This window comes from Streptomyces atratus (genome assembly GCF_014648655.1).
Taxonomy (GTDB): domain Bacteria; phylum Actinomycetota; class Actinomycetes; order Streptomycetales; family Streptomycetaceae; genus Streptomyces; species Streptomyces atratus.
The window spans coordinates 30033-53510 of sequence record NZ_BMRN01000036.1 but is presented as its reverse complement, the minus strand read 5'-3'; the positions used below and the strand labels follow the sequence as shown (position 1 = coordinate 53510).

Sequence of the window (23478 nt, the reverse complement as noted above, 5' to 3'; positions counted from 1 at the left end):
GAGATCGCGGCAGGTGAGCCGGGCAGTGCGACCTCTCGCTTTGGTGTGAGTCGTGGCTAGTTCCCGCGTTCGCCCAGGTCAGCACCTGCCGGCCCGAGGGCAAGTCCTGCGACGAGTGCCCCATGGCATCCACGCGTGAGGGCGGCAAGGCAGAATCCAAGCGCCTGAGCAGCCACCGCGTGATCAACGCCAAGCAGAACAGCAAGGCAGGCACCCGGCTCAACCAGTTCTGCATAGCCTCAGGAACCAGTGCCGCAGCCTCCTGCTGCCAGGGCACGCTGCCGCACTGTCATCGTTGCCGCATAGGTTTTCCTGAACCAAGTTGAAGGGTGGCCGCGATGCCTCACGCGTCCCAGTCCATGAAGCTCTTCGTGGAAAATGGCCGGTTCGAGATCGACCCCACCGAGCCGGACGCAGACGAAAGCCCCGACATCCAGCCGCCACTCGGCGAACCGGTCACCGGGCTCATCGCGGTCACCAACAACGCCGCCGCCATCCACACCGGCATCACAAAGGGCAACGTCCACCTCTACACCTGCCTCTTCGACACCGAACCCGCCCTCGACGCCGGCGACTGGGACGAGATGATCGACACCACCTTCATCTCCACCAGTGGCTACGCCCGCATCGGCTCCTACGAGCACGCCCTGGACCTCAACATCGCCCACCAGGGACCGGGAACCTACCGGCTGCGTCTGCACGCCAGGGGCCGCGACTTCGCAGCCCGGCGCGAGCCGACGCCGCAGCTCCGAGCCCACCGAGCACTACCTGTTCCGCACCGGCGCCGGCCGGCCCTCGGGGAAGACCGGCCGGCGCGGATGGTCAGAGCTCCGACACGTGGTACGGGGAGACGTTCATCCAGCCGTTGCCCGCTGCGCCGTTGCGCGTGCCGCTGGTCGTCTTGGCAAGGGTGTACCAGGAGTCGACGTAATCCGGGTCGTCGGTCCACCAACTGGTGGGAATGGCGTTCAGTACGGCGTCGGCGAGGGGAATGTAAGCACCCTGGTCCGTGATGGTGAGCAGGACGGCGACGATGGCCTTGGCCAGGGACTGGTAGTTGGTGTCGCCGTCATCCTCCATCATGACCGCGTCGGCCATGTTGTATTTGTAGTTGGACCAGTTCACGAGGACCTGGTTCGGGTAGTACGTTGTGGCGTCCTTGTTCAGGTACGGCATCTCGACGGTGTCGACGCGCGGCTTGCCGTCCTTGCCGAAGCCCGTGACGAGGGTGAAGATCTCGGCGTCACCCTTGATCGCCGGTTCCTTGACGTCGGAGATCCGCACCGAGTTGATCCGGGTGGTGTCGATGCCGGTCGTGGCGGCCAGGGTGCTGACGCCGGCGGCCGGGGCGGGGGCGTTCAGGCCCTTTGCCCTCAGGGCCTCGTCGACAACCTTCAGGCCTTCGGCGACGGCCTTGGCGCCGTCGATGTCGACAAGGTAGACGGGCCGCTCGGGGACGGCGTTCACGGACAGCTCGTGGGCCGTGCCCCGGCTGTCGTACGCGGTGAACGTGGAGGCGTCGTCGGACGGGGCGGCGGCCACCAGGGGAGCCGTACCCGAGGCGAGCCGGACCTTTATTGACGCGTTCGCGAGGCCCAGCCGAAGCAGCGAACCGGCCTCGTCGGTCAGCCCCTTGGCGGCAGCGACGCCCTGGTTGGCCCGGACGACCTCCGGGGCGAGCCTCCGGCCGGCCGCGGAGGTGGCGTCGCCGGTCAGCGCCCCCAGGTCCACCGAGTCGGCGGCCAGGGTGGCCGTGCGGACTTGTCTGTTCCAGGCCGGGTCGGCCAGTGATCTGGCGAGAGCGAGCGCGGTGGCGTCCTCGATGCCCGTGACCGAGGAATCCGTGGTGGCGGTTCCGGTCGTTCCCGACTGCGCCGCCAGCGCGGTGCCCTGAAGAGGGATCAGGGCGGTCGTGGCCAGGACAACACCGATCAGGGTTGTACGCAGCGGCGTGGATGCACTCAAGGCGATCTCCTGCTGACGAGTGGAGCACTACGGGGGTGGCAGCACGTACAGACGGCTTCCCCACACGGGGGAAGCCGGTGATCGTGCTCATCTATGCGAGTAGACCCTTGAATGAATGTTCTTGATGAGGTCCCGTCAAACCTGGTGCGGGAAATCCGTTCGAGGAGGCCGGGGACCGTGCCTCCCGTAACTCGCCCGCCGTGCCGCCCGGTCGGCGCTGAGATGGGATCACGACCGCCCCGATCGACCCGCAGTACGAGATCCGCGCCCGGTGCACGGAGACGACCATCACCGTTTATCAGGCGTACGCTCGGTTCATCGGCCTTCCTGCCACCCACGACGAGCGGTTCCCGGAGGCCTGGAAGCGCGACCGGATGACATGGATCACGCCGTGCTCATAGCCTCTTGTCATGACAGCAGACGACAAGAACGTGCAGGAGAAAGCCCGTTCGTAGCGAGTCATTCGCGCTGGACGACCAAGTCCGATGTGTTCGGTCGCACGTTGTGGCCGACTGGAAGGTGGGCGTGCTGGTTTCTCGCGACGGTGGTGGTGGCGTGCCGCAGCAGTGGCATGCTCCTCGCTATGTATGAAGATCCGCATGACAAGACAACGCTGGGGTTGTGGGGACGCATGGCGTGCGCCTGGGCGGTCGCTTTCGCCGTGCTCCATTTTTACTGGGCGATGGGCGGCAGTTGGGGCCTCGGTGTCTCGGCGGGGCCTCTTGCCGAGGAACGCCCCGGGTGGTTCGTGGTGGTGGGTTTGTGGGGCGTGGGATTGCTGTGCCTTGTCGGCGGTGTGCTGGGATGGCTTCTCGCCAGGCCGCGGCCTCGCGGTCCGGCAGGACGGGTGGTCAAGGCCCTGGGGTGGTGTGCCTGCGCTGTGCTGCTCATACGTGGCATCGCCGTCGAGGTGCTGCTGCTGACCGACGCTGCGGGCTCGGAAATAGACGTAAGCCCGGAACAGCGGCTGTGGACGCTGCTGCTGTGGAATCCCTGGTTCCTGGTCGGTGGTCTCGTCTTTGGTTTGGCCGCACGGAGGTACCGGACGCACGGATAGCCCGCGTAGCGACATCGCTTGACGGTGCGTTGGGAAATGCGAACGGGGTGTACGAGATCGTGGCGTGAACGACGAACTGGAGACCAACCGATGGATGGGCAGGCCGCCGAAGCTCACTGATGCCGAGGTGGTCACGCTCGCGGTCGCGCAGGCCCTGCTGGGGTTCCACTCCTAGGCACGCCGGCTGCGGTACGCGAGGCAGCACCTCGCGCCAATATTTCCGTACCTGCCACAGCAGTCCGGGTACAACAAGCGCCTCAAGACAGCATCGCCGCTGGTCAAGAAGGCAATACGGATGCTGGCGGTGGATACGGACTTCTGGTTGGACAACCACTGGATCGTCGACTCGATGCCGGTTCCGTGCGGGATGTCGCGGCCGACGGTGAAACGCTCGGAGATGGCGGGCTGGGCCGGATACGGGTACTGCGCCTCCCACGGCTCTTCTGGGGCCTGCGCCTGTACCTGGTCTGCACCCCCACCGGCATGCCGATCCTGTGGGCGCTCGCCAACCCGAAGATGGACGAGCGCGAGGTCTTGCAGGCCATGCTCGACGTCGAGGCGGACCTGCTCGCCGAGCGGCCCGGGCTGCTGCTGATCGACACCCGCTTGTAGACCAGGTTGGCCATGCCGCTCCCCGTTGCGACGGCCGCATTCGACCTGGCTGTCAGTAAACCCTGTCACCAGCCGTCATCGGATCTGATTGGATCGGCGGCGCCGTCGGGTCCCGGAAAGGCTGGGTTCATTGGACGCCTGCGACGCCTGTCGTCATTCGTTCGTTTGCCGACACTGGGGTCGACTGAACCGCTCCGGTGAGAGTCACGGCGTCGCGAGTACGCGCCGAACGAGAGCCGGGAAAGTCGACAGGCCCGTCGGGCAGGTGCCGCGCCAGGCGATGTGCCCATCGGGGCGCACCAGGAGTGCGTCGTCCGCGTGGTCGGCGCCGATCAGGCGTGCCCACTGCCCAGGCTCGGCCTCCCGCTGTGCGGCGGTGCGGACGGCCCGGAGGATGAGGGGGATCCCCGCCTGCCGTACGGCGTCGGCCTGCACCTGCCACTGCGGGTCGTCGTCGGGTGTGAGCAGGGTGAAGCCGGGGCCCACGAGGTCGAGGGTGGATGTCACGTCTGCTGGCCCTGCGGTGAGCCGGATGTGGGGTACGCGCTCTCCCGGTCGGCAGCCGGGACGATAGCCGGACGTGTCCAGGGTGCTGGGGTGACCGGCATGCTCTGGATCGGGGATGACGGCGGCGGAGCGATAGGTGGTGGTCAGGAGGAGTTCGTCGTCGATGCGGTAGCCGGCGCGGTTCGTCGCGTTGGCTGTGGAGGTGTCGATGACCTGACGTGCGACGGGGCGCCGCTCGGTCTCGTAGGTGTCCAGGAGGGCTTCGCCGGCGTACCCGGCGGTGACGGCGGCGAGTTTCCAGGCGAGGTTGTCGGCGTCGCCGATGCCGGTGTTCATGCCGTGCCCGCCGGTCGGCGGGATGACGTGGGCGGCATCGCCCGCCAGCAGGACGCGTGAGCGGCGGTAGGAGTCGGCGAGCTGTGCGTCCATCCGCCAGGTCATCGTGTCACGGACCGTCACGTCCAGGTCCGGGATGCCGGCTGCCTTACGGACCAGCCCGGCCAGGATCCGGTGGTCCGTCGGATCCGCCGCCGCACCCGCGTCGGCGCCGAGGGGGTACTGGTAGATCCAGTGACGGTCGTTGTCGACAGCCATGAACCCGCCCCGCCCCGGGAAGGTGAGGAAGTACGAGGCGCTGGCGCGGTCGGCCACCACCTGCCCAAGTGGCGCCTCGAAGCGGATGCTGAGGTACCGCCCCAGGCCAGTCGGGCCCTCCATCGCGATCCCGGCCCCGGCGCGCACGGTACTCGCGGCGCCGTCGCACCCGACGAGCCAGTCCGCCCGCAGGCGGTCCCGGCGGCCGGTGGCACGTTCCTCGATGACGGCGTGTACGCCGAGGCCGTCATCGGCGAAGGAGACCAGGCGAGTGCCGAACCGGACCCGGGAGTCGGCCGGCTCCTCGGCGCGCCGCAGCAGCAAGGGCTCCAGGACGTCCTGGGAACAGATGAGGCCCGGTGACGGCGTGTGCTCGGGGCCCTCGCCGGGCTCCTGGGCGAGACCGGTGCGGACGTAGTCGGGGTCGACCAGGTCGAGGCCCCGGTAGAAGTAGACCTGCTCGGCCGGCAGCCCCGCGGCACGGACCGTTTTCTCCAGCCCGATGCGCCGGAAGATCTCCATGGACCGGGCCGAGACGCCCCGGGCCTTGGGATGGCGCGAGGTAGCGGGGTGGGTCTCGATCAGAACGTGACCCACGCCGTGGCCCGACAGCAGACAGGACAGGGCCAGACCGACGGGTCCGCCTCCGACGATCAGCACGGACGTATGCGACTCGGTCACGGCGAGCCTCCTTACTACCTGAACAATCGACCAGGTAACGACTAAACTATATTTAGACGTTACCATGACGAGGTGACGCTGCCCACCGAAGCGGGAGAAGCCCATGGATCAGCGGTTGGCCGATGACAACCCGCGCGGCCTGTACTTCCTGGCCGATCTGGTCAACGCCGTGCAGGACGGGAGCGGAGCCACACCGGAGGGACTCGAAGCCGTGGTGGAGGCGCACGGCGGCCCTCCCCTGCGGCTGACCGAGACCACCGGTGAGGAGATACGGGAGGCCGTGGCGGTCATCGCCGGCATCCTGGACATCAAGGACGAGGACAGCGCCGCAGCGGCGATCAATACCCTGCTCGACCGGTACCCGGCCCGGCCTCGGCTGGTGCGCCTGCCTGAACGCCGCTGGTCGCTCCACACACCGCCCCCCCACGACGCACAGCCAGCCCAGTGGCTGCTGTCCACCGCCGCGCTCGCCCTGGCCCTCTGGCTCAGCGAACGCGGCTACTGCGCATGGGGCCGCTGCGCCGCACCCGGATGCGACCGCTACTTCACCGACACGGGGCGCCGCGCCCCGCAGCGCTACTGCTCGGCCCGCTGCGGAACCCGGGTCCGAGTCGCCGCCCACCGCAATCGGAGCCGATGATCTGCGTTGACACCGCTGCCTGCCCACGCAGGTGATGCCGGCGCAGTTCCGCTCGGCTTCACCTGATCAGGCTGCTGTCCCAAAGCCCTCGGCGCGCAGCTCCTGGTCGTGGAGCTGGGTGAAGTCGACGTCGAGCTTGGGGTCGTACGCCTCGGGCTGGATGCCGAGTTCGTGGGTGGAGTACTCGCCGAACCGTTTGATGTGCTCGGTCAGGTACGGCGAGATGTGGGCGAGGTCCTCCGGGTCGATCTCCCAGCCTTCTTCCAGCAGCTGGCGGACGATCTCCGCGATGTCCAGGGCGTTGTGAAAAATGACCGAGTTGGTGAGCAGGGCGTTGAACTTCATCGCCTTCTCCTGCTCGATGGGGTTATTGTCGGCGATGACGCCCCGGCTGCCGAAGCCGACCCATTGGGAGAATCGGTTGAAGGACTCGACCTTGTTCGTGGCGGCCGTCACCCGTCGGTGAAGCGGCGCGTCCGAGAGATGGCGAAGTAGCTGAACCGTGCGGATCACCCGGCCGACCTCACGGAACGCGGTGTAGGTGGAGTTCTTGTGCGAGCCCGAGCGCCGTCTTTTTAGCAGCGTGGAGGAGGAGATGGCGCCCTCGCGCACTGAGACGGCCACCCGCATCAGGTGACGGAACTGGGACTCGAGCAGATCGGAGTCGATGATGTTCCGGCCTGCTTCCCCGAACAGCGAGTCGATGTGCACGTACTCGCTCTGCTTCGACGGCCGGTAGAACGTCATGCCCTTCCAGTTTCTGATCCTGGGCATCAGGTCGAAGCCCCAGCAGGTGCGCGAGCGCGAACACCGGCTGGGGCCGGCCCTGGGCATCCGCGTGCACAGCGGTCGGCTTCACCTCGGAGGTGTTCTTGAGCAGCCCCTCGATGATGTACACGGCCTCCCACACCCCGCACGGGATGAAGTGCGTGAACAGCGCGATGTAGGTGTCAGAGATGTGGTGGTAGGCGATGCTGCCCGGCTTGAGGTAGGTGTCCATGTGCGTGCCGTCCGCCGCCACGGCGGTGCCGTCGCCCCACGCCCGGGAGATGCCGAGGCGGGCATGCGCGTTGACCAGGTCGGCGACAGCCTCGTTCAGCAGCACGATCGAGAAGTGCCGGTTCGCCACGTACGACAGCTCGTGCCCGGACACCCCGGGAATATGCTTGGCCGCCTCGTACGGGCCCATATTGGTGCCCTTGACGAAGGTGGTGAGCACATAGCGGGGCGCGAGCCCGTACCGCCTGGCCGCAGCTCGCCGGCCTGGACGTCCGCTACTGCTCTGCTCACTGGTCGACTGCCGCGCCCCCGCCCCCGGCTCCGGGCCGTGACGGTCACACCCGGTCCGTCAGCGGCGCACCTGCAAGCACTCGTCGTCGTCGGGGTCGATCGTCGCCCGATACCCGGCGGCGATCAGGGCCTCGGCGTAACCGCGCAACTCCGTGGCGGGGTCCAGCTCTTCCGGCGCCTTGGCCTCATCGGCCTCGGCCGGCTCGTCGGCCTCGGAGAACCACACCTCGACGAAAGGCTCCTCGCTCTCGCGGGTACACGTGTAGAAGCCGTCGTCCCAGCGGTCCTGCTCCTGATACCGGGCTTGGCGCAGTACCTCACGGATCGTTTCCTCAAAGCTCAGCGGCGTTTCCCTTCCCACCTGCCGTGGTCCGGACGCGCGCAGCAGCGATCGTCCGGCCTCCATCGCCGACAGGACTTGCCGGCGGTCGTAGTCCCAGAAGTCGGAATCCAGACCGCGCAGTGCCCTCATCGACCGCGAACCCAGGTTCGGCAAAATCTGGTGCCTCAGGTCGAGGACGTGGCCTGCCCAGCTGCCGACCTGTACCTTCGCCGGGTCCGCGACTTGGAGGAAGTTCCCGGCGATGCCTATTTCAGCGTTGAGGCGGCCGTGGAACTCGAACGCGTGCTGCTCAGTCAGCACAACCTCGGCGCGGGTGTCGCCCTTGATGACCGTGCGACCGTGGTTGTAGATACCGGCGAGAGTCTGTGCGACCTCCAGATTTCCCTCGACAAGGACTTCACTGCCCGAGGTGCCGAAGTTTTTCGCGCGTACATCACCGCGCACCAGGAGAAACGGGCCGAAATCCATCTCCCAGTTGGTTATCCAATCAGTGACGGTGAGGTCGCCGTCGACGACGAGACCGCTGAAGGAGTTGGTCGCCGTCAGTCCGGACCAGGTGTCGAGCTCGGTGAAATCGAGTGGCAGGTTCTCCAGAGTGACGTCGCCCGAGACGACGACGACCTCCTCGTCGTCGTCATCTCTGTCGAGGCCGAACAGCGACCGCAGCCGGAATCGCTCATCGGCCTCTCGCAACGTGACCGCCGTGATCTCCATGTCAGGCTCTCCCCTTCGCACCCTTGCACGGATCGGAGTCGGCCGACTCCACATCTGCGCAGGGCCCTAGTCACGTTGGATCGCAACGCCCAGACCGGAGGAGCGGGGTTCACCCCGGTCAGCATGCCGGGCATTCGGGCCCTGCGGCAGGAGAGGCCGGCTGCGAAGCGGGCCAACCGGTCCGGATCGATGAGGAGATGTCCGTTCTCAGATCCTCAAGATCTAGTGTCTTGTGTCCAAGATCGGGGGTCAAGGCCCACGATCGCCAGCGCCGGTTCGGCGTGAAGCGGTTGTGCTCGATCCTGGGGATCGCGCGCTCGAGTTTCTACTACTGGTGCCGCACCGCCCCGGACCGGGCGGCCCGCCAGGCCGCCAACGACCGCCTTGCGGCCCGGATAGGCAAGGTCCACCGAGACTCCGACGGCACATGTGGGCGACAAGACGCTCCGCGCCGGGCGCGTGTGTCACGCGCTCGCTGCCCACGTCATCGTCCGCGTGCTGGCCGGCACCGGCGACGCCGAACGCTCTATTCGCGCCCTCGTCATCGTCACCGTCGGCGTCAAGGAAGGCCGCGCCGCCTGGCAGGGCAAAGGCTGCTGCGCGGTCCCTGCTGCGCCTACACCTGGGGCAGCCTCTGCGGCAGCGGACGCGTGCGGCTGTCCCTCCGGATCCGACTGCTGCTGACGCTCCCGCCCGAGCCTGTATCGGTCGAAGTCACAGTGTGATGGTGACGTCGACCGATACTTGGGCCTCCGATCGATAGATGTGCGGCCGTCACTCACCGGATGGAATCAGTGGGTCAGTGTGGCAGAGTGCCCGGGTCGGTCGCCCAGCCGGTGTCGGCGCGGTCGCTCAGCTCGAACGACAGGGAGCCGCCACGGCGCACGAACGAGCCGTCCACCCAGGAGGACTCGTGCTTCCTGTCGTCGAGGCTCACCGAGTCCACGTACAGGTTGGTGCGGGATGTCCGGGGAGCGTCGATCGTGATCTCATCGCGGTCTCCGACGCCCGCGATGACGGCGTGCGGGAAGACCGGAGCGCTCAGCAGCAGGTCGGCCGAGCCGGGCGCCTTCGGGTAGATGCCGAGCGCCGCGAAGACGTACCACGCCGACATGGTGCCGAGGTCGTCGTTGCCGGGGAGGCCGGCGGGACCCGTCCCGTACACGGTGTCGAGGATCTGACGGACGGTCTCCTGGGTCTTCCACGGCTTGCCGAGCGCGTTGTACAGCCACGGAGCGTGGATGCCCGGCTCATTGGTGGGGTCGTAGCGCAGCGCGTCGCCGCCGCGGACGGACCAGGAGCCGTCGGGCTTGTGGAAGAAGTCATCCAGGCGGGCCGCCGCCTTGTCGCGTCCGCCCATGGCGGTGGCGAGCCCCTGGACGTCCTGCGGCACCATCCACAGATAGGTGGTGGCGCTGCCCTGGGCGAAGCCGAGTTGGGAGGCGGGGTTGAACGGGGTCACCCAGGAACCGTCGGCGTTGCGGGCCTGGATGTAGCCGGCGGTGGGGGTGGCGGCGGGGTTGAAAACGTTCCGCCAGTAACCGCCGCGCTCGCTCAGCGTCTTGTACTCCTCGTCACGGCCCAACAGCTGGGCCCACTGCGCGAGAGCCGCGTCGGCGACGGAGTCCTCGAGTGTCTCGGCGGCGCCGCCCCAGCAGTGGCACTGATCCTGGGCGGCGTAGCCGGACTTCATGTACTGGGCGAGGTTGGGACGATTACCCTCGCACTGGCCCGGGCAGCCGGCGTCCGACAGCCCGGAGGAGTGCGGCACGGTGGCCTGGCGGTAGAGGGAGTCGAAAGCACCCTGGACGTCGAAGTTGCGCACGCCCATGGCGTAGAACGTCGCCAGGGTGGCCGCCGAGGGATCGCCGGTCATCACGTGGGTGGCGCCGCTGATGTGCACCCAGCGGTCCCAGACCCCGCCGTTCTGCTGCGCGAAGTTGTACAGCGACTGGGCGAAGTCGCCCGCGATGCGCGGTTCGAGCAGGGCGAGGAGCTGCACCTGGGCCCGGTACTGGTCCCAGCCGGAGAAGTTGCTGTACTGCCCCTTCTGGCCGCGTGCGAGCGTGTGGACCTTGCGGTCCATGCCCACATAGGTGCCGTCGCGGTCGCTGATCAGGTTGGGCTGCTGCAGAGCGTGATAGAGGGCGGTGTAGAAAGCGGTACGGCGGTCCTCGTCGCCCCCGCTGATCTTCACGGACTTCAGCGCACGGTCCCAGGCACCCTTCCCGGCCTTCGCCACGTCCTCGACGCCCGCGGTCGGGGCGATCTCACCGCGCAGGTTCGCCTCCGCACCGGCCAGGGAGACGTACGAGATCCCGATGCGCATGCGGACATCGTTGTCATTCGCCGTGTCGAAGGAGACGTAACCGCCGGAGCCCCGGCCTGCCCGGGCCGCGCCGGTCAGGTAGCCCTCGCCGCCGTCGGCGCTGGTGGACCCGGGGGAGAGCTGGTCGTCGTGCCAGGTTCCCACGCCGGAGAAGCCGCGGTCGAAGGCGGCGGTGAAGTACAGGCGGTAGTAGCTCTTGCGGTTGTTGTTGGGGGTGCCGCCGTTGGCGCGCCGACCGCAGAACGCGCCGGTCTCCACCCAGCCGGTGACCTTGTTGTGCGCGGTGTCGATGTCGACGTGGGCGTCCTCGCTGCCGTTCAGGGAGTTGGAGACCCGGAACAGCAGGTTGGCGGGCTTGTCCTTGGGGAAGGTGAAGTCGGCCACGCCGGCTCGCTCGCTGACCGCCAGGTCGGTGGTGACACCCGAGTCGAGGCCCACCCGGTAACGGCCCGGATCGGCCGTCTCGTTGGTGTGCGAGAAGTTCGCCGCGTACTTCGCGTCCTTGGTGTCGGCGGTGGGTGAGGAGTCGACAGTGCCGGCGAACGGCATGATGGGCACGTCACCGGCTGCTCCGGGGTGACACCCCGCGCCGTTGATGTGAGTGAGGGAGAAGCCCCGCAGGCGGGTGGTGTTGTAGGAGTATCCGTTGGCGGCGGCGGTGTTGGTTTGGTCGCCCGCGGTGCTGGTGGGCGACCAGGCGATCATCCCGAAAGGCACATTGGCGCCAGGGTAGGTGTTGCCGCCGTTGCTGGTGCCGATGAGCGGGTCCACGTACTGAACGGGGTGAGGAACCGGGGCCGCCGCGGTGGAGTCGGCGATTGCTGCGGGACTTCCCAGGAGCGGGAGGAGCAGCCCTGCCGAGATCACGGCGACGCCGACGGCGGTGGCCGGACGACGGTCCCGTGTTCTCCGGAACTTTTGCATGATGAAGCACTTCCTTTTCGTGCGTACTTGGTATTCCGGGCTGCCCTTGTGGAGTCCAGTTCCCGGAACGATCATGAAGATAGAAAGAGCGCGCAGGTACGGCAAGGCCCCCGGTGTTACTTCGGATGAATTCGTCGTGAACCGTGGCATGTCGAGGTGCGAGGGGGCTCGTTAAGAGGTCGTTTTCTCCCGGTGTTTCATCCCGTGGATTGCGTTTCGTCCTGGGATGCCGGGTCGCGCCAGGACACGGTGGTTTCCCCGGTGAGGCGGCGGGCCATGAGGTCGGTCATGGCGAGGTGGCTCATGGCTTCGGAGCGGGTGGGCAGGGCTTCGTAGTCGCGGACCAGGCGGCGGTGAAACATCAGCCATCCGTAGGTTCGCTCGACGGCCCACTGCTTCGGGATGGGGGTGAAGCCCCTGGTCCCGGGCTTGCGTTGGGCGCTGGACCACGGAGAAGTAGATCTCCACCTGGTTCAGCCAGGAGGCGTGGACGGGGGTGTGCACCATGACCGCGTTCGGGAACGCGGCGGTCAGCCGGTCGGTGGCCTTCTGCCCCCGGTGGGAGGACGCATTGTCCACGATTCAGAAGACCCGCTTGGCGGAGGCGTACGGCTCGCGGCTCATGACCTGGGCGACCAGGTTCATGAACGGGTCGATGCCGGTGCGCGGCCCGGTGCGGCCGAACAACCTCGCTCGGGGGACGTCGTAGGCAGCCAGGTAGGCCAGGGCGCCCCCGCGGCCGTAGGTGTGGTTGACGCGCACCGCGCGGGCCTGGCCGGGGGCCAGGGTGGCAGCGGGCCTGGATGGAGGTCTTCTCATCGGCGCTGATGACGCACTCATCCTCGCCGAGCGACTCGCCGTTCCAGGTGCGGGCGTACAGGTTGAGCACGCGGGCGGCCCTGGCGCGGAAGTCCGGGTCGGTGATGAAGATCCAGGAGCGGTGCTGCCAGGGCTTGAGCGCGTACTGGGCGAGCCAGCGGCGCACGGTGGACGCGGACACCGTCTCGGCGATGCCCTGCTCGACGGCCTCGCGGGCCAGCTCCGGGCAGGACCAGTACGACAGCGGGGTGCCGGTCTCGGCGGGCAGCCGGCAGGCCAGTGCCTTGACCTGGACGGCCTGCAACGCGGTGAACACCGGGGGCGGCCGGTGCGCTCGCGGTCGGCCAGCCCGTCCAGGCCTTGTGCGGCGAACCGGCCCCGCCAGGTGCGCACGGTATCCAGGTGCAGGCCCGTCTCCTGGGCGATGCGCGCGTTGGACCGGCCCCGCGCCGCGTGCAGCACGACCTGTGCACGCAGGCGCATCCGGTGCTCGGTCTTGTGGCCGTGGGCCATCGTCTTCAGCCGGTGCCTCTGCGAAGCGGTCAGCGATATCGGGCAGGCGGCGGCAACGGGCAAGGCCGGCAGGCCGATCAGCAGAAGTGGATCTTACCGGTCGGATCCGGCCGCAGTACCCGAGACCGCGACCAGGCAGGATGACCCCCATGCCCATCGTGCCGGAGTCGATCAAGTCCTCCCACGCCCAGAAGCTCACCGCTCGAGCCCGCACGGCCTGGCCCCAGCTGGCCGCTGTGTACATCCGCCACCGCGGCCAGTTCGCCTACGTGGACGGCGAACTGGCCGACGGCGACAGCATCAAGCTCATGCGTCTGCGCTACGGCGGACCCGGCGGCACTTGGGGTTTCGCCCTCTGCCTCGCCAGGACCGACAAGTACGAGGGCACCATCCTGCCAACCGGCAGCTTCGTCGGCACCCCCGAGGAGGCTCGGGACTGCGCCTGCGGCCTCTACCTCGCCACCCCGGACATCTGACCAACGCCACACGGCACCGGCTCCGGAGCCGCCCCCTAAGGACTTCCAAAGCCGACCAGTCAGTTTTCCAGGCGGACAGGCATCAGTATCGAAAACGTGTCCTCGGCGTCGGTCCGGCGGATCGCCAGGGGCGCCGTAGGGGCGCCGACCTCCAGAATCAGTTGGTCCCGGGCCCCAGCGGCGAGGGCATGCAGCAAGAACTCGCGATTGACGGCGATGTTGCCCTGGCCGTCGTCACCGTCTTCGCAGACGCGCACCGTGCCGTCGCCCGCCGCCTTGAGCACGCTGAGGTCACAGGACACACCGTCCTGCTCGCGCACTTCGCTGACACGGACCGGGCCGGTTTCCACCGCCACCCGGAAAGCCGGGACATCGACGAGGGCACGGTGCCCTGCCGGCAGGCGGATGAGGCGACGGTAATCAGGGAAGTCGTGATCGAGACACTGGCCGGCCGCCTGACGGTCCCCTGCCTCCAAGACCACGCGGTCACCGTCCACAGTGAGCTGGGCGGATGCGTCGTCACTCAGCAACGCTCGCATCGCGTCGGCAAGCGGGGACGGCACGATGACCTGCATACGGGGCCCGCCATGCCCGGTGGTACCGGCTTGTGCGACTGCCATCCGGTACCGGTCGGTGGCCACGACATGGAGCGTCTCACCCTCGATGTCGAACAGGACACCGCCGAGCATCGGCAGCTCCGGGTCGGTACTGGCGGCGAAGCGGACCGCGTCCAACGCCGCGGCCAGCTCAGGCGCGGAGACAGCCAGCCGGACGGCGCTGGCGGAGCGGAGCAAAGTCATGGGATTCTCCCTGCATTCGAGTAGCGCTCGGACTGCGGAGAACTCAATGCGGGCATCGAACAGCCCCAGTTCAAGACGACGCAGATGCGCCTGAAGCAGCTGCCGCACCAGGTCGGTGTCCTCACTGGACCAGCCGGCCAGCACCAGCCGAATGTCCGCCAACGGCATACCGGCCCGGCGCAGCCGGGCCAGCAACCGGGCCTCTTCAAGCTGCTCGGGGCCGTACCAGCGGTAGCCGCTCACAGGATCCACCCAAGTCGGGACCAGCACGCCGGCACCGTCGTAGAACCGCAGGGCGCTCACGCTCAGCCCACTGTCCCGGGCCATCTCACCAATACTGCGCATCTCGCTCTCCACACCCAGAACCCTGAGCCCTCCACCAAGTCGAGGGTCAACCCCAGCCGACCGACTCGAATATGAACAGCATCCGGGTACAGAGGCAAGACCGGCCGAGGAGGACGAACGACCCGTGCTGAACGTGGGCAGGCCGACAGCAGCGTGCCGCCGATGTCAACGGCCATTGGGACGCCCACGTGGGCGGGGTTCTCCCGCTCCGTTGCCATCAGGGGGCTGCGCCTGCAGCCTCTACCTCGCCAGACACGACACCGGCTGCGGAGTCAACCCCCGACAGGTGCGCGACCTGGCTCGACTGGTGAAGGAGGGCAAGGCGGACGTCCGGGCCATCGCCGACGAACTGCGCCAGTGGAGCCTGTGACACCGCCGGCGTGGGCGCGGCCGGCCGTGTCGAGTTCCGCCCCGACCTGGTTGGCCAGGGTCACCACGACCAGACGCGCGGCGAGCGGGGGCGCCGCTCCGGGCGAGGGCTGGAGCATGAACCGACCGTGGAAGCGTCCGTTGTGGAAGACCCGCAGTTCCAGCTCCTCGCCGGGCAGGCCGTCGCGGTCGGCGTCCCAGCGGCGGTGGTCCCAGGCAATGGTGCCGTCCTCCTTCAGACAGGGCGGGTGTCCGATGAGGGCGCCGTATTCGAAGCGGCAGCCGCTCAGGCCGAGGAGTCCCACGAGCTGCCGACACACATGGTCGATCACGGTGTGCGGGCTGGTGGAGGTCTCGGCCAGCCGGGCGGTGTGGTGGATCTGTGCCAGGTAGTCATCGTCGGTGAGGGCTATCACCTTGAGTTCCCGGGCCCGGGCCGCGAGCTGGGAGACGGCGATGCCGACGACAAGGAGCAGCACAGCGGTGGTGATGTCGGCGGCCTTGGTGATGGCCAACTGTCCGTATGGGCGGGTGAGGAGGAAGTCGAACCACATCGCTGCGGACAGGGCCGTGAGCGTACCGGCCAGGCGATGGCCCAGGGCGGCCACGGCCACCACGGTGACGACGAGTACAAGGGCCGCATTGGTGTTGGACATGTCGGTCCGGACGGGCACCAGCACCGCGCACACGACCGGTGGCAGCGCGAGGGCGGCCCCGACCGCCACCTGGCCCCGGGTGAGGTACAGAAGCATGAGGCACACCTCCACCCCAGGTGTAGCGGGGGCCGACGCTTCCGTGTTCATTTCCGTCCTGCCTTGATGACTCCTTGATGATGTGGGCGTCGATGGGCGCACCGATCAGCTGGACCGGCCCCCGTCCGCTACTGCTCGTAGCGATGGCCGGCACAGCGTGTCGAACACGCCCGGACATCGCTGCCGGGTCGCCCGCGAGGTCCGGCACGCGCCGAACGGGGCCGTAGGAGTGTCCGCCGTCAATCGCGCGTCAAGGGTCGGGTGTGCGGGATCAAGGGCCCGCTAACGGAGACGTCCGGCCCGGTAGGAGCGGGCATAGCGTCACTGGTACGCCCCGGCTCGCCAGTGGTCCGGGGTGATGTACCCGTCTCCATGAGGAGTGCCATGAACGACAACCAGTGTGCCGAGGACCCCGACCCCCTTCAATCGAACCGGACCGGAGCGTTGTTCGTTCCGGTCCGGCCGGGGTCCGTGGGCTGCGGCGCCCGTCTTTTCCGTACGTCCCTTGGCGTCCGCACCGCAGTCGCCTTCACCAGCGAGCGACGATTGACCCTCACCCTGGGACAGCGGCAGACCTGGATCCGGCTCTCCGAGCCGGCGGTACGTGCCCTCGTCGCGCCCTTGGGGGTTGTCGGCCTCGTCGTCGACCCGCTACTCGCCGCCCCCGGGCCCAGTGCCTCACCCGCGGTGAAGGTCACCCACCGTACGGCCCCTGCGCCGCATCGCGCGCACCGGCCAGCGTGGGAACTGCGAGCGGTCGATGTTGTCCGCGCGACCGGCACACAGCCGTCGTCTCCTGCATCAACCTCTTGATCGGCTGAGGGAACACCATGACCACGACACTGCCAGGACTGCCGGCGCCGGTACCGGCCATGCCGCACGTGGCCCCCGTGCCGCCGGGCAACGCCGCAAGTCTGTCCGTCTGGCCCGCTTCGGCGCGGCTCGCCTCCCGCGGCGACGTCGCGGTGGGAGGCGTTTCCCTCGCAGAGGTGGCCGAGCGGTTCGGTACCCCGGTCTATCTCCTTGACGAGGGCGAGGTACGCGAACGCTGCCGCACCTACCTGCGAGCCTTCCCGGACACCGATGTCGTCTACGCGGCGAAGGCATTCCTGTGCCGTGCCCTCCTGCACTGGGTGCAGGAGGAGGGCCTCGGCCTGGACGTCTGCTCCGCGGGCGAGCTGGAACTCGCCGTCACCACCGGCTTCCCGCCCGAACGCATCGTGCTGCACGGCAACGCCAAGAGCCCGGACGACCTGAGCGCCGCACTGCGCCTGGGCGTCGGACGGATCGTCATCGACAGCGCCTGGGAGATCGCCCGGCTGTCCGCGCTCATCCCAGCCGACGGCCGCCAGAAGGTGCTGGTGCGCGTGGTTCCGGGCGTGAGCGCGGGCAGCCACGCCGCGATCCGCACAGGCACGGACGACCAGAAGTTCGGGCTGTCGATCACCGACGGGAGCGCTCAGCACGCCATCGCCCGGATACTCGACCAGCCGCGACTGGAACTGGTCGGACTGCACTGCCACATCGGCTCGCAGATCACCACGGTCAAGCCCTACCTGACTGCGCTTCGACGGGTGGTCGGGCTGCTTGCCCAAATCCGCCTCCAGCACGGAATCGTCCTGCCGGAGCTGGACCTGGGCGGTGGGCACGCGGTCGCCCACCGGCCGGGGGAGACCGCGCTCGACATACCGTCCCTCGGCGCCCGCATCCGACGCGAACTGGCTACGAGCTGCGCCGCGGCCGGCATCCCCGTGCCCCGGCTCACCGTCGAACCCGGCCGTGCGCTGGTCGGGCCCGCAGGCGTGGCGCTCTACCGGGTGCTGGCCGTCAAGAGGACCGGAGACCGGACCTTCGTCGCCGTGGACGGCGGGATGAGCGACAACCCGCGGCCTGCGCTGTACGGCGTTCGCTACGCACCCCGGCTCATCGGCCGTCGCTCTACGGCCGAGCCCTGCACGGCGACCGTCGTCGGCCGGCATTGCGAGGCGGGCGATGTGCTTGCCGCCGATGTGGCCATGCCGGGTGACATCCGCCCGGGCGACCTGGTCGCCATCCCGGTCGCGGGCGCCTACCACCTCTCCATGGCGTCCAGTTACAACGCGGTCGGCCGCCCACCGGTGGTCGCCGTCCACGACGGCCGCGCGCGGCTACTGGTCCGCCGTGAATCCCTCGCCGACATCAACAGCCGCGACGTCGGTCTCTGAACCACGCACACATGCCCGTAACGCTCCCGACGACCGCCGACCGTGAAGGAGCCGATATGTCCTGCACCAGCCGTCCGTCCCTCGGGAGCAGCTGTGACCACTGAGAACATCATCGGTCTGATCGTCGCTGTGAGCCTCCTGGGGTACCTGGTGCTGGCCATCAAGTTCCCGGATCGATTCTGACGACGAATTCTCGCATCGGTCGGCCGGCGGGGCCGTCCGACGGCCCGCATCGCCCTGTCGCCACTTCACCGACAGAACAAGGGGCGGAAGGGCAGTCGGCACCCGGCATGCGAGTCGGACCGGCGTACGGGATGCGCCGAGAGGACCTGCGTATGGCCGCCCGACGCCGAACCCGCCGCGGGGCGGCCTATCAGGGCCGCTCCGCACTCGAATCAGGTGGTGTCTCTCGTGATCCAGCTCCGGCCGAACGGCCTCTCCGCGCTCACCCGGTGGTTCCCCGCCGGACCGGCGGTATCCGCCACCCTGGTCGAACACGTCCTCGGCACCGGAACCGGCCGTTGGTGGGCGGACAGCGCTCTCCAGCCACAGGTCGTTGCCGTGAGCTGTGCGAACCATGTACTCCTGCGCGGCGATCCGCACGCGCTCGCCCTGGGCTCCTTGGCCCCGTTCGCCGACAGTTACGTGGAGGCGCCGTCTCGCTTCCTGCCGGTCCTGGGCGCCTCCTTCGACAGGATCGTGCCGGCAGAGCGGATGGTGTACATCCGCCGTGCGCCCGCATTCTCACCGGCGCCGCGGTCACCGCATGGGGTGACGGTACGCCCGCTCGTACGCGAGGACGCGCGGGCACTAGCCGCGCTGGGGCCGACAGAGGCCTGGATCCACGCGAGTTGGGAAGGCCCGGCGGGGCTCGCTGCTTCCGGATGTGGCTGGGCTGCCTTCCACAAGGGCCGGATTCTCACCGTGGCCTGCACGTACTTCCGCGGCAGCGTGTACGAGGACATCGCATGCGCCACAGTTCCCGACCGCCGACGTGAGCACCTCGCCCACGCCTGCGTCACCGGTCTGTGCGCGGACATCGCCGCCCGCGGCCGCACCGCGATTCTGTCCTGCTCCCGCGACGACCGTGCCAGCCGCCTCCTGGCCTGGACTGCCGGATTCCGGCTGCAACGCGAGTACGTCCGCTACGCGACCGGGCGGCCCACCGCGTTGCGCCTCCCCAGGCCCAGAGTCTCGCTGCACGCCGAGGACGGCATCTGATCAGCACCCATGGGCTCGGGGGCGGCCGGATTCGTCGCAGAACAAGTTGGGCGAGTGGCTCCCGACCGTCAGCGAGAGGGGGCAGTCTCTCCCCCGACCCCGCCCAACCGCCGTCCTCGCACATGACACATGCGCGGGAGGTCTCGTGTTTGAGCGAGAGCCTGACGACCAGTGGTGGAGGACCGTTTACGACTTCGGTGAACGCTCAGGGAATCAGCACGCCCCCCGATCGCGGCGGCCTGCCAGGACAGCCGGAGGCCGAACTGGCCTCCCGGGCCCGGGGGAGCGAGGCGGGAGAGCCGGGGAGGGTCAGGAAGCCGCTCGCGTCGGCCAACCGAAGCCGGTCCGCGACGCGCTGGGGCAGCAGGCCGTGAACGCTCGGCGGCCCACATCCGTCAGGGGGCCGTCATGGCCTCCTGCGCCTCCGTCAGAGAAACGCCAACAGCCACTGAATGCTGCTCCTGTTGGCGCTTGGATGAGGGGAGACAGGAACGCGAAACAGAAGTGGTGACCCATGGACGAAACCGTCTGCCGACGCGTCGTGGTCGGTGTGAGCGGCCCGCAAGGGAGCCTGGCCCCGCTGCACCGGGCCGCGGCCGAAGCCCGGCGTATCGAAGCCGAGCTGTGGGCCGTGCTCGCCTGGGAGCCGCCCGGCGGCGAACTCGGTCACCGCAGCTTGCCCTGCCCCCCGCAGCTGGCCGATTGCCGCAGATCGGCGGGAGAACAGCTGCTCATCGCGCTCGACGCCGCATTCGGCAGCGCCGGTCCTGATGTCCCGTTGCAATCCCTGGTCGTGCGTGGTTCACCGGGACAGGCGCTGGTGGAGACCGCCGGCCGGGCCGACGACCTCCTGGCTGTCGGCACAGGATCGCGTCGATGGCCGCACCGCGCGCTGTGCCCGTCCGTGGCACGCTACTGTCTCGCACACGCGTCCTGCCCAGTGCTGGCCGTTCCGCCTTCGCCCTTGGAGAAGGAACTCGGCACCGTGCGACGCAGGATTGCCTGGCGGCTGCCGTTGGACGTCCGGGAGTTGACCCACCCTGTGCCCCCGATGCCCGGCAGGGGGAAGGCATCATGATGTCACCGTGGCCGGAAGGTCGGGACGGACCGGGGGACGGCCGCTCGCGGCGCACAGGGTGAGCACCATGGTGAAGCCCCCTCCCGGGGTGTCCTCCGCGGCGAGCATTCCCCCCATCGCCTCCACGAAGCCACGTGCCACTGCGAGGCCCAGGCCGACACCGGCGCCGCGCGGGGTGTCGCCATAGCGTTGGAAGGGCGCGAAGATCCGTTCCTTGGCCTCGTCCGGCACGCCTGGCCCGCGGTTGATCACACGGACTTCGACGCGGTCGGCCATAGCACTGACCGACACCCGCACGGGTTCGCCGGACGGGCTGTATTTCACCGCGTTCTCGACGACATTGGCGACGGCGCGCTCCAGCAGCCCCGGGTCGACGGCCACCAGCGGCAGATCCTCCGGGATGTCCAGCCGGACGCTCCCGTCCGGAACTCCGCCGAGCGCCATGGGAACCACCTCGTCGAGGTCCGTCGCGCGGATCAGCGGCTGAACCGTTCCGGTCTCCAGCCGGGACATGTCCAGAAGGTTCCCGATCAGATGGTCGAGACGGTCGGCGCCTTCCTCGATTCCGGCCAGAAGCTCGGCCCGGTCCTCCTCGGACCGCTCTACGTCGGCGGAGCGCAAGGACGTGACGGACACCTTGATAGTGGCCAGGGGAGTTCGCAGATCGTGGCTGACGGCGGCCAACAGCGCCGTGCGGATCCTGTCGCCCTCCGCGTGCTCACGAGCCTGCTCGGCCTCGACACGCAGTCGCTGACGGTCGAGTACGACGGCGGCCTGGGCGGCGAATGCGCCGAGCACCCGACGGTCCTCGGCCGGCAGCACACGCCCCGAGAGGGCCAGCGCCATGTGGCCGCCGACCGGCATGTCCACATCCGCGTCCTCGGGACGAGCGACGGGCGTCGGCCCGACGCTTCCCGCGCAGGTCCATGGCTCGACCTCGCTCTGCCGCTCCAGCAACGCGACGGACTCCATAGCGAAGGTCTCCCGTACGCGCTCCAGCAGAGCGTCCAGGGTGGTCTCGCCGCGCAGCACACTGCCCGCGAGGAAGGACAAGATCTCCGACTCGGCGCGCAGCCGCGCCGCTTGGTGCGTGCGGCGGGCCGCCAGATCCACCACAGAAGCCACCGAGACCGCCACACTCACAAAGATCGCGATGGCGAGGATGTTCTTCGGATCGGCGATGGTCAGCCGGTGCAACGGTGGTGTGAAGTAGTAGTTCAGCAGAAGCGATCCGAGTGCGGCGGAAGCCAGCGCCGGAAGCAGCCCGCCCACCAGTGCGGCGGCCACCGTCAGCGACAGGAACAGCAGCATGTCGTTGGCGAGGCCGAGATCTGCATCGATGTTGGTGAGCGGCGCGACCAACAGGGCCGGGCCCGCCACACCGACCACCCAGCCCCAGACGTTCCGGGCCGTGCTAGTACTGCAACGACACTCCGTGACGTTGTGGGTGCGGCGTCGTTGATTGCTGTGTGGGAGAAGAGATAACTGACGGCTGGTCAGATATGTTTGGCGACTTCGTAGCGAGGTTCGGGGGCCGGTTCGGCCGGGTGGAGCCACGGCGACGGATGGTGTCCTACCTGCGGGGACTGCTCAGTGAGACAGAGCGGAAGAACGGCTGGACTCTGGCGGAGGCAGCCGGGGACGACGGGCCGCAGGGCATGCAGCGGCTGTTGAACCACTACCTGTGGGACGCGGACGCCATGCGTGATGACGTCCGCGACGCAGTGGTAGAGCATCTCGGGGACCCCGAGCGGGGAATCCTTATTCTCGATGAGACGGGATTCCTCAAAAAGGGTGTCCGATCGGCGGGCGTGGCCCGGCAGTATTCAGGAACGGCCGGGCAGATCGAGAATTCCCAGGTGGGTGTCTTCCTGGCGTATGGATCAGGGAAGGGCCGGGCGCTGATCGACCGCGAGCTGTATCTCCCGAAGGAATGGACATCAAACCGGGAGCGCTGCCGGGCGGCCGGCATCAGTGATGATGTCGATTTCACCACGAAACCCGACCTGGGCTTGCGCATGCTGAAGCGTGCCGTGGAGTCCGGCATCCCGTTCGGGTGGGTCACCGCCGATGAAGTCTAATGGGCAGACAAGTCGGATTCGTGTCTGGCTGGAAGAACATGACATCCCTCATGTGCTTGCGGTGCCGAAATCGCAGATGGTCATGACCATGGAGTTTTTTTGGCCAGGCCCGCGCACATAAGCTGATCGGCGAGCTCCCCGACGATGCGTGGACACGTGTGAGCTGCGGCAACGGCGCTCACGGTCCACGCGAATACGACTGGGCAGCAGCAGCGATCCGGCCCTGGCGACGCGAGGGCTGGGACCACTGGCTGATGGCACGGCGCAGCGTCACCGACCCCGCGGACATTGCCTACTACATCTGCTTCTGCCCGACCGGAACTTCGCTGGAGGAACTCGTGCAGGTTGCGGGATCCCGGTGGATGGTTGAGGAGTGTTTCCAGACCTCGAAGAACGAGACCGGACTTGATCACTATCGAGTTCGCGGCTATACAGCCTGGTACCGGCACATAACTCTCTCGATGGCCGCGCTCGCCTTCCTCGCCATCCTGCGAGTGGAGGCAAAAAAGGGGATCCTGAAACCGATGGCAATCGATCCCTCATACCTGTAACCATGAACGAGGCCAGACGGTTATTTAACCGCATCTCCTCTCCTGTCCTTCACAGCATCCAACACGTAATCGCCTGGTCTCTATGGCGAAGAGAAAGCCAGGCCCAAGCCCGTATCAGTCACTACAGACGCCGAGGACATCACGGAGTGTCGTTGCAGTACTAGCCCCGATCAGCACGGTGTGGACCAGCCAGGACATCGCGCAGCAGGCCGTCGAACGAGTACTCGCGGACTACTTCTTCCCCCGCGGCAAGAAGCGGACCGCCAGCTTCGACGCGTTGGACAACTTCCTCAACAAGCGGGGACAGTGGCGCAACAAGACGGAGTTCCCGATCACCGGTTCCTGGGATCTGTACGGTTCTCTCGGAACGGTGTACAAGGCGTCCGGGGGCTCGGAGGCAGCGGGCAACGGGGTCCGCGTGATTTTGAAGAGGCTGCCCGGCAAGAAGGGGCACGAGGGGTACATTATCCATACTGCGTACCCCATGCCCAAGTAGTGGCCCCGCTGTCCTTCTGACGGCATATCCGTGAAGGGGTACCCCCTGTCATACCCGTGGTGGGCCCGTCCGTCCTCACGACGGACGGGCCCACCTCTGTGACCTCACCCGGTAGAT

Annotated in this window: 17 protein-coding genes and 9 pseudogenes; 14 read left to right on the top strand and 12 right to left on the bottom strand. The window is 68.0% G+C overall.

Features of this window, described 5'->3' with window-relative positions; all coding sequences use genetic code 11:
• Positions 1-89 precede the first annotated feature (89 nt).
• A pseudogene (locus IEZ15_RS47335) lies at positions 90-326 on the top strand (NucA/NucB deoxyribonuclease domain-containing protein); the annotation flags it as partial.
• On the opposite strand, the gene IEZ15_RS34090 reads toward IEZ15_RS47335, so the two are convergent.
• Both IEZ15_RS34090 and IEZ15_RS34085 read right to left on the bottom strand, forming a co-directional pair.
• Positions 240-668, bottom strand: coding sequence for a hypothetical protein (locus tag IEZ15_RS34090; RefSeq protein ID WP_189280819.1), 429 nt, complete (start codon positions 666-668; stop codon positions 240-242). The pseudogene IEZ15_RS47335 and the gene IEZ15_RS34090 sit on opposite strands and share 87 nt — an antisense overlap.
• Before the next feature lie 154 nt (positions 669-822).
• A complete protein-coding gene (locus IEZ15_RS34085) occupies positions 823-1965 on the bottom strand; it encodes a DUF3103 family protein (protein ID WP_189280800.1) in 1143 nt (380 codons plus the stop codon).
• Positions 1966-2192: 227 nt separating this feature from the next.
• On the opposite strand from IEZ15_RS34085, the pseudogene IEZ15_RS34080 reads away from it, so the two are divergent.
• The 3 genes and pseudogenes from IEZ15_RS34080 to IEZ15_RS47705 form a co-directional block, all read left to right on the top strand.
• Positions 2193-2357, top strand: a pseudogene (locus IEZ15_RS34080) (DUF4291 family protein); the annotation flags it as partial.
• A gap of 191 nt (positions 2358-2548) precedes the next feature.
• Positions 2549-3022 carry a DUF3995 domain-containing protein gene (locus IEZ15_RS34075; protein WP_189280799.1) on the top strand — a complete coding sequence of 158 codons (474 nt, stop codon included), beginning with the start codon at positions 2549-2551 and terminating at the stop codon, positions 3020-3022.
• A gap of 64 nt (positions 3023-3086) precedes the next feature.
• A pseudogene (locus tag IEZ15_RS47705) lies at positions 3087-3619 on the top strand (transposase family protein); the annotation flags it as partial.
• Between the two features lie 219 nt (positions 3620-3838).
• On the opposite strand, the gene IEZ15_RS34065 reads toward IEZ15_RS47705, so the two are convergent.
• Entirely contained in the window at positions 3839-5416 is a 1578-nt protein-coding gene (locus IEZ15_RS34065; protein ID WP_189280798.1) for an FAD-dependent monooxygenase, read from the bottom strand.
• A gap of 103 nt (positions 5417-5519) precedes the next feature.
• Here IEZ15_RS34065 and IEZ15_RS34060 point away from each other — a divergent pair, with 103 nt between their 5' ends.
• Positions 5520-6056: a CGNR zinc finger domain-containing protein gene (locus IEZ15_RS34060; protein ID WP_189280797.1), complete on the top strand. Its 537-nt coding sequence runs from the start codon at positions 5520-5522 to the stop codon at positions 6054-6056.
• 66 nt (positions 6057-6122) lie between these two features.
• On the opposite strand, the gene IEZ15_RS46535 is transcribed toward IEZ15_RS34060, so the two are convergent.
• From IEZ15_RS46535 to IEZ15_RS47805, 6 genes and pseudogenes are all read right to left on the bottom strand, one after another.
• Positions 6123-6803, bottom strand: coding sequence for a Tn3 family transposase (locus IEZ15_RS46535; RefSeq protein ID WP_268250463.1), 681 nt, complete (start codon positions 6801-6803; stop codon positions 6123-6125).
• A gap of 55 nt (positions 6804-6858) precedes the next feature.
• Positions 6859-7275, bottom strand: a pseudogene (locus IEZ15_RS46530) (Tn3 family transposase); the annotation flags it as partial.
• A gap of 129 nt (positions 7276-7404) precedes the next feature.
• Positions 7405-8403, bottom strand: coding sequence for a hypothetical protein (locus tag IEZ15_RS34045; protein WP_189280794.1), 999 nt, complete (start codon positions 8401-8403; stop codon positions 7405-7407).
• A 799-nt stretch (positions 8404-9202) separates the two neighbouring features.
• Positions 9203-11656, bottom strand: coding sequence for a GH92 family glycosyl hydrolase (locus tag IEZ15_RS34040; RefSeq protein WP_189280793.1), 2454 nt, complete (start codon positions 11654-11656; stop codon positions 9203-9205).
• A gap of 197 nt (positions 11657-11853) precedes the next feature.
• Positions 11854-12090: pseudogene (locus tag IEZ15_RS34035) on the bottom strand (IS5 family transposase); the annotation flags it as partial.
• Between the two features lie 148 nt (positions 12091-12238).
• Complete coding sequence (locus tag IEZ15_RS47805; RefSeq protein WP_506355104.1) at positions 12239-12958, bottom strand: helix-turn-helix domain-containing protein; 720 nt, start codon at positions 12956-12958, stop codon at positions 12239-12241.
• Between the two features lie 179 nt (positions 12959-13137).
• On the opposite strand from IEZ15_RS47805, the gene IEZ15_RS34025 reads away from it, so the two are divergent.
• Positions 13138-13464 (top strand): hypothetical protein, encoded by a 327-nt coding sequence (locus IEZ15_RS34025; protein ID WP_189280792.1) that lies wholly within the window; start codon positions 13138-13140, stop codon positions 13462-13464.
• A 59-nt stretch (positions 13465-13523) separates the two neighbouring features.
• On the opposite strand, the gene IEZ15_RS34020 is transcribed toward IEZ15_RS34025, so the two are convergent.
• Complete coding sequence (locus IEZ15_RS34020) at positions 13524-14621, bottom strand: DNA polymerase III subunit beta family protein (protein ID WP_229846296.1); 1098 nt, start codon at positions 14619-14621, stop codon at positions 13524-13526.
• 262 nt (positions 14622-14883) lie between these two features.
• Here IEZ15_RS34020 and IEZ15_RS46845 point away from each other — a divergent pair.
• A pseudogene (locus IEZ15_RS46845) lies at positions 14884-14979 on the top strand (fic family toxin-antitoxin system, toxin component); the annotation flags it as partial.
• A gap of 430 nt (positions 14980-15409) precedes the next feature.
• On the opposite strand, the pseudogene IEZ15_RS46840 reads toward IEZ15_RS46845, so the two are convergent.
• Positions 15410-15730: pseudogene (locus tag IEZ15_RS46840) on the bottom strand (DUF4118 domain-containing protein); the annotation flags it as partial.
• Between the two features lie 372 nt (positions 15731-16102).
• Between IEZ15_RS46840 and IEZ15_RS45445 the strand changes: the two are divergent.
• The 5 genes from IEZ15_RS45445 (at position 16103) to IEZ15_RS33995 (ending at position 20233) form a co-directional block, all read left to right on the top strand.
• Positions 16103-16543 carry an SAV_915 family protein gene (locus IEZ15_RS45445; protein ID WP_308427469.1) on the top strand — a complete coding sequence of 147 codons (441 nt, stop codon included), beginning with the start codon at positions 16103-16105 and terminating at the stop codon, positions 16541-16543.
• Between the two features lie 59 nt (positions 16544-16602).
• Positions 16603-17934: a diaminopimelate decarboxylase gene (lysA, locus tag IEZ15_RS34010; protein ID WP_189280813.1), complete on the top strand. Its 1332-nt coding sequence runs from the start codon at positions 16603-16605 to the stop codon at positions 17932-17934.
• Positions 17935-18027: 93 nt separating this feature from the next.
• Positions 18028-18117, top strand: coding sequence for a K(+)-transporting ATPase subunit F (gene kdpF, locus IEZ15_RS34005; RefSeq protein ID WP_189280790.1), 90 nt, complete (start codon positions 18028-18030; stop codon positions 18115-18117).
• Positions 18118-18336: 219 nt separating this feature from the next.
• On the top strand, positions 18337-19155 hold the full coding sequence (locus tag IEZ15_RS34000) for a GNAT family N-acetyltransferase (protein WP_308427468.1): 819 nt from the start codon (positions 18337-18339) through the stop codon (positions 19153-19155).
• Positions 19156-19669: 514 nt separating this feature from the next.
• Positions 19670-20233, top strand: a complete 564-nt coding sequence (locus IEZ15_RS33995; protein ID WP_189280788.1) for a universal stress protein — start codon at positions 19670-19672, stop codon at positions 20231-20233.
• Here the strand turns inward: IEZ15_RS33995 and IEZ15_RS33990 are convergent.
• A pseudogene (locus tag IEZ15_RS33990) lies at positions 20228-21643 on the bottom strand (sensor histidine kinase); the annotation flags it as partial. The gene IEZ15_RS33995 and the pseudogene IEZ15_RS33990 overlap by 6 nt on opposite strands.
• A 92-nt stretch (positions 21644-21735) precedes the next feature.
• Here IEZ15_RS33990 and IEZ15_RS33985 point away from each other — a divergent pair.
• Together IEZ15_RS33985 and IEZ15_RS33980 are read left to right on the top strand one after the other, a co-directional pair.
• Positions 21736-22865, top strand: a pseudogene (locus tag IEZ15_RS33985) (IS701 family transposase).
• An 82-nt stretch (positions 22866-22947) separates the two neighbouring features.
• Positions 22948-23361, top strand: a complete 414-nt coding sequence (locus IEZ15_RS33980) for an RNase A-like domain-containing protein (protein ID WP_189280787.1) — start codon at positions 22948-22950, stop codon at positions 23359-23361.
• Positions 23362-23478: the final 117 nt, after the last annotated feature.